This window comes from Anaerolineales bacterium (genome assembly GCA_016928575.1).
In the GTDB taxonomy this organism is placed as follows: Bacteria; Chloroflexota; Anaerolineae; order Anaerolineales; family RBG-16-64-43; genus JAFGKK01.
On the sequence record JAFGKK010000007.1, the window covers coordinates 14,731 to 27,757 of the forward strand.

At 61.1% G+C, this 13,027-nt stretch carries 13 protein-coding genes; 9 read left to right on the forward strand and 4 right to left on the reverse strand.

Features of this window, described 5'->3' with window-relative positions; translation table 11 throughout:
• Positions 1-31 precede the first annotated feature (31 nt).
• The 7 genes from JW929_01005 to amrS all read left to right on the forward strand — a co-directional run bounded on the left by JW929_01005 (position 32) and on the right by amrS (position 7,640).
• Positions 32-844 carry a class I SAM-dependent methyltransferase gene (locus JW929_01005; protein ID MBN1437961.1) on the forward strand — a complete coding sequence of 271 codons (813 nt, stop codon included), beginning with the start codon at positions 32-34 and terminating at the stop codon, positions 842-844.
• 66 nt (positions 845-910) lie between these two features.
• Positions 911-1,816, forward strand: a complete 906-nt coding sequence (locus tag JW929_01010) for an SAM-dependent methyltransferase (GenBank protein MBN1437962.1) — start codon at positions 911-913, stop codon at positions 1,814-1,816.
• A 44-nt stretch (positions 1,817-1,860) separates the two neighbouring features.
• On the forward strand, positions 1,861-2,508 hold the full coding sequence (locus JW929_01015; GenBank protein MBN1437963.1) for an isoprenylcysteine carboxylmethyltransferase family protein: 648 nt from the start codon (positions 1,861-1,863) through the stop codon (positions 2,506-2,508).
• 653 nt (positions 2,509-3,161) lie between these two features.
• Complete coding sequence (gene feoB, locus JW929_01020) at positions 3,162-5,531, forward strand: ferrous iron transport protein B (protein ID MBN1437964.1); 2,370 nt, start codon at positions 3,162-3,164, stop codon at positions 5,529-5,531.
• A gap of 106 nt (positions 5,532-5,637) precedes the next feature.
• The gene (locus JW929_01025; protein MBN1437965.1) at positions 5,638-5,820 is read left to right on the forward strand and encodes a hypothetical protein; all 183 of its coding nucleotides are present in this window, start codon (positions 5,638-5,640) and stop codon (positions 5,818-5,820) included.
• 6 nt (positions 5,821-5,826) lie between these two features.
• Complete coding sequence (locus tag JW929_01030; protein MBN1437966.1) at positions 5,827-6,588, forward strand: hypothetical protein; 762 nt, start codon at positions 5,827-5,829, stop codon at positions 6,586-6,588.
• Positions 6,585-7,640, forward strand: a complete 1,056-nt coding sequence (gene amrS / locus JW929_01035) for an AmmeMemoRadiSam system radical SAM enzyme (protein ID MBN1437967.1) — start codon at positions 6,585-6,587, stop codon at positions 7,638-7,640. Before JW929_01030 ends, amrS begins: the two co-directional genes overlap by 4 nt.
• 65 nt (positions 7,641-7,705) lie before the next feature.
• On the opposite strand, the gene JW929_01040 is transcribed toward amrS, so the two are convergent.
• The 4 genes from JW929_01040 to JW929_01055 form a co-directional block, all read right to left on the reverse strand.
• Entirely contained in the window at positions 7,706-8,407 is a 702-nt protein-coding gene (locus JW929_01040) for a metal-dependent transcriptional regulator (protein ID MBN1437968.1), read from the reverse strand.
• Positions 8,404-9,801 carry a ferrous iron transporter B gene (locus JW929_01045; protein ID MBN1437969.1) on the reverse strand — a complete coding sequence of 466 codons (1,398 nt, stop codon included), beginning with the start codon at positions 9,799-9,801 and terminating at the stop codon, positions 8,404-8,406. The genes JW929_01040 and JW929_01045 overlap by 4 nt, the downstream gene beginning before the upstream one ends.
• 9 nt (positions 9,802-9,810) lie before the next feature.
• Complete coding sequence (locus tag JW929_01050; GenBank protein ID MBN1437970.1) at positions 9,811-10,581, reverse strand: 50S ribosome-binding GTPase; 771 nt, start codon at positions 10,579-10,581, stop codon at positions 9,811-9,813.
• A 70-nt stretch (positions 10,582-10,651) separates the two neighbouring features.
• A complete protein-coding gene (locus JW929_01055) occupies positions 10,652-11,683 on the reverse strand; it encodes a metal-dependent transcriptional regulator (protein MBN1437971.1) in 1,032 nt (343 codons plus the stop codon).
• Between the two features lie 332 nt (positions 11,684-12,015).
• On the opposite strand from JW929_01055, the gene JW929_01060 reads away from it, so the two are divergent.
• A complete protein-coding gene (locus tag JW929_01060; GenBank protein MBN1437972.1) occupies positions 12,016-12,297 on the forward strand; it encodes a hypothetical protein in 282 nt (93 codons plus the stop codon).
• On the forward strand, positions 12,297-12,611 hold the full coding sequence (locus JW929_01065) for a hypothetical protein (GenBank protein ID MBN1437973.1): 315 nt from the start codon (positions 12,297-12,299) through the stop codon (positions 12,609-12,611). The genes JW929_01060 and JW929_01065 overlap by 1 nt, the downstream gene beginning before the upstream one ends.
• The last annotated feature ends 416 nt before the right edge of the window (positions 12,612-13,027 follow it).

The following is a 13,027-nucleotide window of genomic DNA, read 5'->3' on the forward strand; positions in this document are numbered from 1 at the left end:
GCCTGCCGGCCGGATAGAAAGAAGAGTATCCATGTCCCAGAAAATGCACGTGACGCTGAGCGACGTTCCCAAGACTCTGCTCCTGCCCTTGTGGGGCCGGGCACGCGAATCCCGCAAACCCGATCCGCTGCTGGTCGACAAAAAAGCGCTGGAGATCATCGACGGCGTGGATTTCGATTTTTCCTCGCTTGCGGGGAACATCACCGAACTCAGCCAAGCCGGATGGATCATGCGCAGCTTGTCCATCGACCGTGCGGTCCGGAAGTTGCTCGCAGTCCATCCGCAAGCCACGATCGTCGACCTCGGCTGCGGACTCGACACCACCTTCGACCGGGTGGACAACGGGCTGCTCCGCTGGTTCGATCTGGATCTGCCGGAAGTCATCGCGCTGCGGAAGCAATTCATTCCCGAAACCGCGCGACGCAAGGCCCTCGCCGCCTCCTTCCTGGAGAAGGGCTGGCGGAAGGAGATCCGGCCGTCGAGCAAAGTGCTGTTCCTCGCCGCGGGCCTCTTCTATTTTTTCCGCGAAGAGGAGATCAAGGGCTTCCTCCGGGATCTGGCGGACGAATTCCCCGGCGGAGAGATCCTCTTCGACGCGGTCTCCCCGCTGGGGGTGAAAACCGCCAACCGGATGGTCGTCCGTCGGGCGGGGATGGACGAGCGCTCCTTCCTCACCTGGGGATTGGAGAAACCGGAGCGGATCCTCTCCTGGGACGACCGTTTCACCTTCCTCAAGTCGACCTTCTACTTCGGCGAGAAGCGATTGCCTCTGCGGGTGCGAATCCAGGGCTTCTTCTCGGACCTGCTGAAGATCCAATACATGGTCCATCTCGGCTGGGCGTAAGCAGCGTAATGATACGGCGGATTGCGGCCTCGGAATGAATCTTGATGAGAAGAAGGACAACCTAAAATGCATCAGAAACGGATTGAAACGAAAATCTCGCGGACGGCGGAACTTTGCTGCCTGTGCCGGGCGGTATCCGCGCTGGAGAAAGACCCCCTCTTCCGGAGCGGCGACCGGATCGCGGTGTCGATCCTGCCGGACTTCATGCGGGCTTTGGTCCGCATTCCCGGCGCCGGAAGGCTGCTGGTCCGCGCGATCACGGCCCGCGGGATCTATGAATACATCATCGCCCGGACCAAGTACATCGACGCCGCCTTCCGGGTAGCCCTCGCGGGCGGGGTGGATCAGATTCTGATCATCGGCGCGGGGTACGACACGCGGGCGGTCCGCTTCCGGGAAGAATCCGGCCGGACTAAGTTTTTCGAACTGGATGCGCCGATCACGCTCCAATCCAAGATCGACCAATATCGCCAACGCCGGATCGCAACGCCGCCCAATCTGGTGTTCGTGCCGATCAATTTCGACAAGGAATCCATTCCCGAAAAACTCGCGCAGGCCAGGTTCCGCCGCGGGGTAAAGACCCTCTTCCTTATTGAAGGCGTGCTGGAATATCTTCAGCCCGAATCGGTGGACCGGACATTCCGGACGATCCGGGATGTCGCCGGAGCGGGAAGCGAAATCGTCTTCAACTATGCCTATGCCTCGGTCATTCGCGGCGAAGGCCAGCTTTACGGCGAGAAGGGCGCACTGCAGACCCTCTCGAGCGTCGGGGAAGCGTGGCATTTCGGGATCGAAAAGGGGGCGATCGGTTCTTTCCTGGCGAAGTACGGATGTGAAATACTCGACCACCGGGATACGCGGGAATTGGAGGAATTGTTTTTCAAGGATCCCTCCGGACGGATCGTCGCCCGGATAAACGGTACGCATTGCCTGGTGCGGGCGGGAATCGCTTCTCCGCTGCGGATTGCCTGACTCCAGGCGGCAGGCCCTCACCTCTTACGGAAAAGGACCGAAAAATGCGGTTTGAATTTACGCAAGTCTTTCTGCTGGTCTGGATAATCGCCTTCTGGATCTTCTACCTTCTGACCTACGGGAAGTACGAAGAAAAACACGAACGATCCACCCGGGCGCAATACGGGGTGCGCTCCAAATGGGCGCCGTTTTTCGGCTTGGCCTTCCTGGGATGGACTCTGGTTATGCTCGTATATTTCTTCCACCCTGCCAGCGCAACTTGGCTATGGAGATTTTCCGCGCTCGATCGGGAGCCGGTAAAATGGGCCGGCGTCTTCCTAATGTGCATCGCCTTTCTGCTGAACATCCTCTTTACGCTGTCGATCGGGAAATCCATACGCGACGCGCTCGCCACGGGCGGGAAGGCGCAATTGATCACCACCGGAGTGTACCGGCTGGTCCGCCATCCCGGGTATGCGGCGTTTTTTCTCGTCGGGCTCGGATGCTTTCTGATCCTCCCCAACGTGATCGTCTTGGGGTTGCTGCTCTATACCTGTATTGCAATTCACGGACAGACCCTGGAGGAAGAGGAGAAACTGGTGAAGATGTACGGAGAATCCTACGAGCAGTATCGGCGGAAAACGGGGCGTTACTGGCCAAGGGCGCCGCGGTCGACGGGCCGCCCGGATCCGGCCGAGCAAATCCCCGGATAACAACCCGACGAACCAGGAGGTTGTATGCCGCAACTTGCCAAAGGCGGAAAGTGGGTGTTCGGGTGGTCGGTGGTCTCCGCGCGGCGGGAAATCCGCATCCCGCCGGAAGCGTACGCCGAGTACGGGTATCGGGACGGGGAGGAGATCGTGTTCCTCGCGGGCAGTCGGACTTCGGGCGGGTTCAGAATCGGCCGGCCGGAAAAACTTGCAACGGCGAAAATCCCCCTCGAGGCCCGCGCCGTGTGCCGGGGAAGCATCGGGCCGCAGGGGCGCATCGAGCTTCCGCCCAAGGTGGGCGCCCAGGGCCCGGCGAGCGGCTGCTGGTCGGCCGCGGAAGCGGTCTGGCGCTGTGATTTCTCCGCCGGGGCTCGATTTTCGAAGAGGCAAGGAAACACCCCGTGCTCAAGCAATTCCTCGCCGAGGACGGAGATTCCGATCCGCCGGGTGTCCAAACGGCGCGGTAAAGCAGGTCCGGAAACCAGTCCGCCGCGAGGCGGTCCTTCTTTCCATGATCGGGCAATTCCGCGATCGGCGCGGGAATACGGTCATCCCCAGCCATGCCATGTCGGGAAGGGCTTCCCGGAGGAAAAGCCGCGGGATATTCATCATTTCACGCAAGCGGGATACAATTTTTGATCCCTGAAGGAGATAGAATGCGCAATCGTCAACATCACGGCCAATTTTTAAATTTTTCGCGCTTTTTCCACAGGAGAAGAACCGCCCCCTGCGGAAAAACAGACGCCGATTCCGGAAGCCAGCAGGTCCGGCTCGCCGACCTGCATGCGGGAGATCACGGTTCGGTCGTAGATTTGCATGGGGGGATGGAGTTCATCGCCCGGATGACGGCGCTGGGCTTTACGCCCGGCGCGGAGGTGGAGGTTGCCCAGAATGACGGACGCGGACCGCTGCTGTCGGTGATCCGCGGCACACGAATCGCGCTGGGAAGAGGCGCGGCCTTCCGGATCACGGTAAAGTACCTTCCGCGCAGCCCGTCTCCGGAACCGCATCCCGAAGCAATTCCTCCGAAACACGTCCGTCCGTCCGACCAGGTGGTGGTCGCAATTGCCGGCCAGCCCAACTCCGGCAAATCCACGGTGTTCAACCTGCTCACCGGCCTCTCGCAGCACGTCGGCAACTGGCCGGGAAAAACGATCGAACAGAAGCGCGGCACCCACCGCACCGAATCGCGGACCCTCGAGTTGGTCGACCTTCCGGGTACCTACAGCCTTTCCGCCCATTCGCCGGAGGAATGCGTCGCCCGCGATTTCATCGTCCGCGAGCAGCCGGATCTAGTGGTCGCGGTGGTCAACGCCGCCACCCTGGAGCGCCACCTCTACCTGCTGAGCGAGCTGCTCGTACTTCCCGTGCCCGTGGTGTTGGGGCTGAACATGATGGATGTGGCCGAGGCGCAGGGTTTGCAGATCGACGTCCGCGCCCTGGAGCAAGCCCTGGGGTTGCCCGTCATTCCCATGGTGGCGAGCCGGAATCAGGGCATCCGGGAACTGGTTACGGCCATCGAACAACTGCTGGATAAGCCGGATACCTTCCAGCCGGTCCGGCCCGCCATCCGCGCCGATCATCAATCGGTGTTGGAGGAAGTCCACCGCCTGACAGCCGGCTCGGTTCCGGAACCGTACCCGCCGGACTGGGCGGCCTTGAAACTGTTGGAAGGCGATTCGGAAATCACGGAGGTACTGCACTCCCGCCTGGCGCCGGCGGATTGGGAGGCGGTGCAGGCCGTCTTGATGGCCCACGAGGATGCGGTCGTGGCGATCGCCGGCGGTCGCTATGCCTGGATCGGAAAGATTCTCCGCGCGGCGGTTAAAAAACCCCGCGCCGGTCAGATCACCTTGACGGAAAAGATGGACCGCCTGGCCATTCACCCGGTTGGAGGGTTTCTCATCCTGCTGGGAATTCTGGGCGCCGCGTTCGGCCTCACCTTCAGCATCGGCGTCCCGCTGCAGGAGGCACTCGACTTGCACATCGTGCAAGCCGTCTCCGATTGGGCGCACACCGCCCTGGCGGGGGCGCCGTGGTGGTTGCGGGGCTTGCTGGTGGACGGCGCCTGGGCCGGCGCGGGGATGGTGCTGACGTTTGCCCCGGTGCTGGCGGTCTTCTTTGCCATCCTCGGATTCTTGGAAGACACCGGCTACATGGCGCGCGCCGCCTATGTGACCGACCGGTTCATGCACGCGATGGGCCTGCACGGGAAATCCTTCCTGCCGTTGTGCCTCAGCCTGGGATGCAACGTGCCGGGCGTGCTGTGTGCGCGGATCATCGATTCCCACCGGGCGCGGATCCTGACCATCCTGCTCGTACCCTTCGTCCCCTGCACGGCGCGGTTGGCCGTCCTGGCGGTCCTGGCGCCGCTCTTTTTCGGAGAGTCGGCGGTGTGGGCCGCCCTGGCGGTTCTGGGCATCAATCTCGCCGTGCTGATCGGGACCGGCTACGCGTTGCACAAGTTGGTGCTGGGCGGGGAGCATACGGCCTTCATTATGGAACTGCCCCTGTACCACTGGCCCAACAGCCGGACGATCGGACTCTACATTTGGCAGCATCTGCGGGAGTTCTTGGCCAAAGCCGGAACCGTGATTGTCGCCGTCTCGATGATCATCTGGGGGATCTCCTACCTTCCCGGCGGGGATTTTCAAAGCGGGTACCTGTCCACCTTCGGGGAATGGCTGACGCCGGTCGGCCGCCTAATGGGATTGGAATGGCGGATGGTGGTGGCCTTGCTCACCAGCGTGGTTGCCAAGGAAAACACCCTTGCCGCGCTGAGCGTGCTGTATCAAATTCATGACACGACGGGCGGATTGTCGGCGGCCCTCTCCGGAGCCATCACTCCCGCTGCCGGGTTGGCCTTCCTGGTCGTCCAAATGACGTTCATCCCCTGCATCGCCACGCTGGCCGCGATCAAGCAGGAAACCCGCTCCTGGAAGTGGACCTTCTTCAGCGTCGCGTTGATGACGATCGTATCGCTGGTGGCCGGCGCCTTGGTGTACCGCATCGGATTGCTCTTCTGAGGAACGGAGGACGCCGGGCGGGAGGAATCCCGGCCCGGCGTCCTCCAAGCATCCGGTCCAACCTTGTTCCGGAGCGATTCCTCAGCGGCACGGGAGGAATAACACCATGACCGACTTCGTTTCCGGCCCCGTACACTCCAGAAGGCTCGGACACAGCCTCAGGATCAACAACATTCCGCCGAAAGTATGCATCTATTCCTGCGGATACTGCCAGGCGGGGCAAACCCTCACCATGCGAATCGGCCGCGAAACGTTCTATGGCCCCGAAGACATTCTGCATATGGTGTAAAAGAGGATGGAGGGAGTACAAGCCGCCGGGGAACCGCTTGAGCATCCGACCTTCGTCCCCGACGGGGAATCCAACCTGGGCATCAACCTGCAACGCACAATCCGCCTGTTGAAGCCGTTGCGCATCCCGATCGCCGTCATCAGCAACGCCTCGCTCATCTGGCAGGAGCAAGTGCGGGAAGCGCTCCTGGAGGCGGACAGGGTTTCGCTGAAGGTGGATGCCGTGGATGAACCGGTTTGGCGCCGGGTCGACCGGCTGCATAGAAGCCTGAAGCTGGATGCGATCTTGGAGGGCGCGCTGACCTTTGCCCATGCATTTCCGGGCCGGTTGGTCACCGAGACCATGTTGGCGGCCGATGTCAATGACGGAGAGGAAAGCTTGCGCCACGTAGCGGACTTCCTGGCGCGTCTGAATCCTTCCGCGGCGTACCTGGCCATTCCCACGCGGCCCCCCACGGTGAAATCAGTGGACCCGCCCGAAGAGCGGGTCGTCAACCGCGCCTACCAAATTCTCAGCACAAAAGCCGCTTCCCTGGAATACCTGACCGGGTGCGAAGGCAACGCCTTTTCCTCCACGGGGAGCATCCAGGAAGATCTACTCAGCATCACCGCCATCCATTCGATGCGCCGGGAGGCCGTCGACGCGCTCCTCCGAAAGGCCGGATCGTCCTGGGAGAGCGTCCACGCCTTGGTGGCGCAAAACCGGATCTTGGAAACGGAGTACAGCGGGGAGACCTATTATGTTCGGAGGTTCCAACGCTTGCCATGAAAAAGCCGCTACTGGACGATCCGCCCAAGGAAGCGATGCTATACGACAAGCTGCCCGGGGGAAAAGTGCGCTGCCGCTTGTGCGCGCATCGCTGCATCATCCCCGACGGCGGGAAAGGCATCTGCCAAGTCCGGGAAAACCGCGGAGGGGTGCTGTATACGCTCGCTTACGGGAAGACCATCGCGCAGCATGTCGATCCCATCGAGAAGAAGCCGCTCTTTCACTTCCATCCCGGCACGACCGCCTACTCCGTGGCCGCGCCGGGCTGCAACTTCCGCTGTAGCTGGTGCCAGAACTGGGAGATCTCCCAGATGCCGCGGGAACGGCATCTTCTCCTGGGTGAGCTTGCCGCGCCGGACGAGATCGTCGCCGCCGCCCGCAGAGCCGGATCACGGAGCATCGCCTATACGTACACCGAGCCGACGGTCTTTTCCGAGTACGCCCTCGACACCGCGCGCATTGCGCACAGCAGCGGGCTGGCCAATCTGTTCATCACCAACGGGTACATGACGGAGGAAATGCTCGAACAATCCGCTCCGTTTTTGGATGCCGCCAATGTGGACCTGAAGGCCTTCCGGGAGAAAACCTATCAACAGTATGTCGGCGCGAAGCTCGCTCCCGTTTTGGAAAGCTTAAAAACCATCCGGCGTCTGGGCATCTGGCTGGAAGTAACCACCCTGGTGATCCCCGGGATCAACGACGATCCGGCGGAATTGAAGGACGCGGCGGGTTTCATCGCGCAGGAATTGGGCCCGGATACGCCCTGGCACATCAGCCGCTTCTTTCCCGCCTACCGGATGAACGATCGGCCGCCGACACCCCTCGAAAAACTGGAAGAGGCTCGGGAGATCGGGCGAGCGGCCGGTTTGCATTACGTCTACCTGGGCAATGCGGCCGACGGCGAAGACACCCTCTGCCCACACTGCGGCCGTGCGGTGATCCGGCGCATCGGGAACCGGATCCTGGATTGCGGCGTTACAGGGGACGATCGGTGCCCCGCTTGCGGGACCGGCATCGCGGGCGTCGGACTGGGGAACCCCTCCGCCGGGTAGGTCCCGTATCCGGAAGACCGTCGGGCATCCGTTCCGGCGCGCCATCCCGGCGAACACGCCCGGCGCTACCCCTCCACCGCATCAACCTGTATGCTTTCCCCCGTCGCCGCGCTGAGCGCCATCCCCTGACCGCTTTCCAGCAGTTGGATTTGCAAAGCTCCGTCCGCCGGATTCCGATCCGTCACAAGGATGGTCGACCCCGGTTGAAGTCCGATGGCGTTCAGGGCAGCCAAAGCCTTCTGATCGCCATGGACAATCTGACGGACCACGCCGCTTTGTCCGGGACGGAGGCCGGAAAGCGGGATCAGATTCCGCGGGTCATGCAGCGTCAAATTCCAATCCGGTATCGGATGGCCGTGCGGATCGAAATTCGGGTCCTGCATCAACCGAACGATCTGCTCGATAAAAAACGGCGAGACGGCATGTTCCAACTCCTCGGCCTCCGGGTGCACTTTCTCCAAGGGGTAGCGAAGGATTTGGAAAAGGAATTGCTCGATCAGACGGTGACGCCGGATAACCTGCAAGGCGGCCTTTTCGCCCTTCGGAGTGAGTGTCACACCACGATGCTTTCGATACCGGATCAAACCCGGCTTTTTGTCCGCTAGGCTTTGCAGCATGTTGGTCACCGAGGCCGGCCGGATCCCCAGGGCTTCCGCCAGCGACAGGGTGCTGGTGGGCCGTCCCTCCCGTGTCTGCCAATAAATGGTTTTCAGATAATTCTGGATGGTGGGGCTGAACCCGCCCCTGTCGGCAGCGTCCAAGATCATCCCCCTCCAAGCAAGCGCACCACCGATGCAGTCGTAAAGGTGGCCAAGAAAGCCAACCCGAGAGTAATCACGACGCTCAGGAAAGTCCATCGATAGCTTTTGGTTTCCTTATAAATCGTCAGGATGGTGGTGGCGCATGGGTTGTGCAACAGCGAGAACAGCATCAGGTTGACGGCCGTCAGCATGGTCCACCCGTGGCCGTCCACCAGGAGCGTGTGCAGCGATTCCAGGTCCGGCGGATCCGTCATCATGCCCACGCCCATATACACCATCATGATCGTCGGCACGACGATCTCATTGGCCGGAATGGCGATGATATAGGCCAGAAGGATCACGCCGTCGAGGCCCAGGAGAAGGCCGAAGGGATTCAAAAAAGCGGCTATCTCCTGCGCCAAGGTTTGGCCGCCAACCGGAATATTGCCCAGGATCCAAATCACCGCGCCGGCCGGAGCCGCCGTGAGAATCGCCCGCCACAACACAAACACCGTGCGGTCGATCAAGGACGTGTAGAGGATCCGGCCGATATTGGGACGCCGGTAGGAGGGCAATTCCAGGGTGAACGCCGAAGCCTCGCCTTGCAACACGGTGCGCGAGAGGGCCCAGGAGACCAAGAGCGTCACCAAAACCCCGATCAGCACCACCCCGAGCACCGTGCCGGTCGCGGCAAACGAAGCCAGGCCGGCCGGAAAAGCAGGGGCCACAAACAACGTGGCAAGTAGGATCAGGGTCGGGAAGCGTCCGTTGCAGGGCACAAAATTGTTGGTCAAAATGGCGATCAGGCGCTCCCGCGGAGATTCGATCACCCGGGCGGCGATCACACCCGCCGCGTTGCAGCCGAAGCCCATGGCCATAGTCAGGGATTGTTTGCCGTGCGCCCCCACCCGCTTAAACAGCCAGTCCAAATTAAACGCCACCCTCGGCAGATACCCCAGGTCTTCCAAAATGGTGAACAGGGGGAAGAAAATCGCCATCGGGGGCAACATCACCGACACCACCCACGCCAAGCCGCGGTACACGCCATGCCAGAGAAACCCGACCAGCCACCAGGGGAATCCCCACCCGGTGAACAGCGCCGCCGCTTTCTCTTCAAGGTAGAAGAACGCATCCGCCAGCATGGCCGAAGGGACATTCGCCCCGACGATGGTCACCCAGAACACAGCCGCCAACAGCAACAGCATGATCGGCAGCCCCCAGACCGGCGACGTGACAATCCGATCGATGCGCTGGTCCAGATCGGAACGGCCCTGCGCATCGATCCGCACCGCCCGCTTCGTGATGCGTTCCACTTCGGCGTACAAAGATTTCACCATTTCATCACGGAACCCGCTGGCCAGTGTCGCCCGCAGGCCTTCCGCGCGTTCCAGAATGTCTTGCGGAGTGATGGTATCGGCCATCGTATGCTCCTAGGCGTTCCCTTCGGCGGAAACCACGCCGGCGCCCTCGTCAACCCGGCCCGCCGCGTGAACGAATTCGTCCAACTCCCCGTCTCGAATCGCCTGCTGTATCAGGGCATCGCCGTCCAACAGGCGGATCGCAAGCCATCGCGCATTGGGGAGATCCGGATACAGCGATTGAATTTGCCGGCTCAGAAGGGAAACCGCGCGCCGCACTCCCGGTGTCCCTTCCACCCGTAACGGTTTGGTCCGCAAGCGTCCGGAGGCCACCGCATGGGTCGCCGTCAGCAGTTCGGGTATCCCCTGGCCGGTGCGCGCCACGAGAGGAACCGCCGGAACGCCCAGATCGCGCGAAAGGCTCCGGGTATCCACACGAATTCCCTTCCGTTCCGCCTCATCCATGAGATTGACCGCGATCACGACACGGTCCGTGATCTCCATAACTTGCAGCGCAAGGTTCAGGTTCCGTTCCAACGCGGTGGCATCCGAAACCACCACCACGCAATCCGGTTGTCCGAAAAGGATGAAATTGCGCGCGATTTCTTCGTCTTGCGACGCGGACAGCAGGGAGTACGTGCCGGGTAAATCGACCAATTTGTAGCGGACGCCTTCGTACAGGAAGCCGCCTTCGGCCCGGGAGACGGTTTTCCCCGGCCAGTTTCCCGTATGCTGGTTCAGGCCGGTCAACCGGTTAAAGACCGTGGATTTGCCGGTGTTGGGGTTGCCGGCCAACGCCACCACCTTGTCGAATTTTTCCAAGGTCAAACCCATCTGTTTCATCCGGGCACCCTCCGGAGGCGCGCCGCTCCTGGCGGCAAGTTTCTTCTTGGGCATTCTTCACCGTTCCTTCCTAGGGTACGACCGGGACCGGACGAACCCGGATCATCGCCGCCTGATCGCTGCGCAACGCGATCAAGGTTCCCCGCACGCGGTAGGCGCGGGGATCCCGGAAAGCGTTTTCCAATTCGGGATAAATCACCGTTCCCGGAGTCAAGCCCAGGTCCAAAAACCGGCGGCGCGTCAAGCCCTGACAGCGGTCATCAATGGCGACGATCTCCGCCTTGACTTCATGGCCAAGATGGGAAAGCGAGACTCCGGAAAGAGCAGGCTGCGCCGCGGGCCCTTCGATCTGCACGCAGATATTTTCCGCGATGGGCCGGGCGAGACTGTGCCGTGTAGCGCCGCTGGTAAACACAATGCGGTGCGGGCTTTTTTCCACCAAGCGGATTTTTTGGCCGACGAACAATCCCTCGGCCAACAACTGGGCATACACCAGCGGAGGCTCGTCCTCCAGATGGACGATTTTTCCGCGTTGCCCGGCCTTCAAGCGGACCAGCGGATATCGGGTTTTGGTATTGCGCAGTTTTCCGGTCGCACTGGGGATCGGATCTCCGTGCGGATCCAACGCCGGGTGCCCCAAGGCGGCGTCCAATTGATCCACCTCTTCCACGCTTAATCGGTGTTCCCGACGATGGGCGGCGGTATGGATCCGCTGCAGGGGCATGCGCGCTTCATCCGCCAGATACTTCTCCCATAACCGGTGGGCCCGGATCACCTGCAAGGCCCACCGCTGCCCTTCCTTCGTGAGAACGACGCGAGTATCATCCGTCCGAATCAGCTTCAGGGTTTCCAGACGTCTGATCAACTCCCGAATCGCCTCGATCGTGAGATCCAGCTCAACGGCCAAGCGGTATTGATCGACGGGCAGCCCCTCATGCTGCAAATTAAAAACCAGCTTCAGGGCATCTTCCACCCGCCTGCGCCGATTCTCCCGGGTTTGGACAACCCAACTTCGGCGCATGCGCGTGACGATGTACCATGCCCCTGCCGCAGCGATGACGATCCCGGATACCCAGATGACCAAACGGATACCAGATTCCATCATTCCCTCCGCGTTATCCGATCCGATGCATTCACTCCCAACCGCCTGAAGAATACAGGAAACACCCGCGCTTGCCCCGGATCCGATGATTTCCGTATCCTGCGGTCATCCGATCGCCCTGCCGACGCCACCTCTCCGCGGCTTCTTTCGTTCCTCCCATAGGGAGCAACCGCCGCCTTTCCAAAAAGCGGATCAGGCGCCCTCCAGCCGAGCGTCCTTCTGCGGCATTCCTCTTGGTTATCTATAAAACGAGAGTTATTTTAACCTAATTTTTTATTTAGTCTAACCTATTTTATCGTTTTCGTTATATTTGTCAAGGATGGCAGATCCATTTGTACCTGCTCGGCTGGATCGGACTGGCCGCCTTCCTCCGAAAACCGTCGGCTTCCACCGAGCGTCTGGTCAAGGCGTATTTCGTCCTCTGCTTCGGGTGGATAGGAATTGTCTTCTTCACGGTTTTCGGCCAGCAGCTTCCGGCCCACGTCGCGCAATCCGTGTTGTTCCTATCGCTTGCCGCACTCTTCGGCGTGGACCTGGCCGCCGGAGCGACCCGCTATGCCCTGCCGGCTGCAGGCTGGCGCAGGATAACCTGTGGATCGGCGTGGGGTTGGTGATGGTTGCCTATCCGCTGGCGGGCTTGCTGCACGGGCCTCCGGCGTCCAAATGGCTCCTGCCCGGGGTTTTCCCCTGCCCGACGACCGCCTTGGCGCTGATCTTGATGGCGTTCACCGCGCCGATTCGTCTCCGGGGGATCCATTGGATGACCTTCGGCTTGTTGCTTTTTTGGGCGATCCCCTTTCCGCTGTTGATCCAGATTCCGAAGTTCGGCTTGTTCGAGGACGGAATCATGGTGGCGGCGGGGGCATTCGCGGCCGTCGTCCGAATCGCCGACCGAAGGCGCTCCGCAACGCCCGGGCGGGAAATATAAAAAAAAGTAATTACTCAGCCTCGATGTTGCCCCAAATTCTAAATAAACCATTCTTCGGCGCGTTTGGGTTGTTGATTTTGATTGTCACCCCGGCGTGTTCGTAGCCGGGGTCCAGTTACTCCGCCCGGAGCTATGGATGTCGGCTTAGTTCACACCCGGCGAAGAACGCGCCGAGGGCGGGCGCCGGCATGACGATCGCTTGGCTGAGCAGTCATAAAAAAAGACACCATGGCTTGTCCGCCTTGGTGTCTTCCAATCTTAGCAGGGTGCTGAAAAAGGCACGAGATGCCATTGCCAGCCCCGCCCAGGCGCCGTTGTGGCGGGCGGGGCAATCCCATTTATTGTACAGAAGAAGAGATTGCTTCGCTTCCTACGTTCGCCTGCCATGACGTTGTTTATAGCCTTTTTCAGCACCC

Coding starts and splice junctions, on each gene's coding strand:
- JW929_01005 (MBN1437961.1), top strand. CDS start 32: ATGTCCCAGAAAATGCACGTGACGCTGAGCGACGTTCCCAAGACTCTG.
- JW929_01010 (MBN1437962.1), top strand. CDS start 911: ATGCATCAGAAACGGATTGAAACGAAAATCTCGCGGACGGCGGAACTT.
- JW929_01015 (MBN1437963.1), top strand. CDS start 1,861: ATGCGGTTTGAATTTACGCAAGTCTTTCTGCTGGTCTGGATAATCGCC.
- feoB (MBN1437964.1), top strand. CDS start 3,162: ATGCGCAATCGTCAACATCACGGCCAATTTTTAAATTTTTCGCGCTTT.
- JW929_01025 (MBN1437965.1), top strand. CDS start 5,638: ATGACCGACTTCGTTTCCGGCCCCGTACACTCCAGAAGGCTCGGACAC.
- JW929_01030 (MBN1437966.1), top strand. CDS start 5,827: ATGGAGGGAGTACAAGCCGCCGGGGAACCGCTTGAGCATCCGACCTTC.
- amrS (MBN1437967.1), top strand. CDS start 6,585: ATGAAAAAGCCGCTACTGGACGATCCGCCCAAGGAAGCGATGCTATAC.
- JW929_01040 (MBN1437968.1), bottom strand. CDS start 8,407: ATGATCTTGGACGCTGCCGACAGGGGCGGGTTCAGCCCCACCATCCAG.
- JW929_01045 (MBN1437969.1), bottom strand. CDS start 9,801: ATGGCCGATACCATCACTCCGCAAGACATTCTGGAACGCGCGGAAGGC.
- JW929_01050 (MBN1437970.1), bottom strand. CDS start 10,581: ATGAAACAGATGGGTTTGACCTTGGAAAAATTCGACAAGGTGGTGGCG.
- JW929_01055 (MBN1437971.1), bottom strand. CDS start 11,683: ATGGAATCTGGTATCCGTTTGGTCATCTGGGTATCCGGGATCGTCATC.
- JW929_01065 (MBN1437973.1), top strand. CDS start 12,297: ATGGTTGCCTATCCGCTGGCGGGCTTGCTGCACGGGCCTCCGGCGTCC.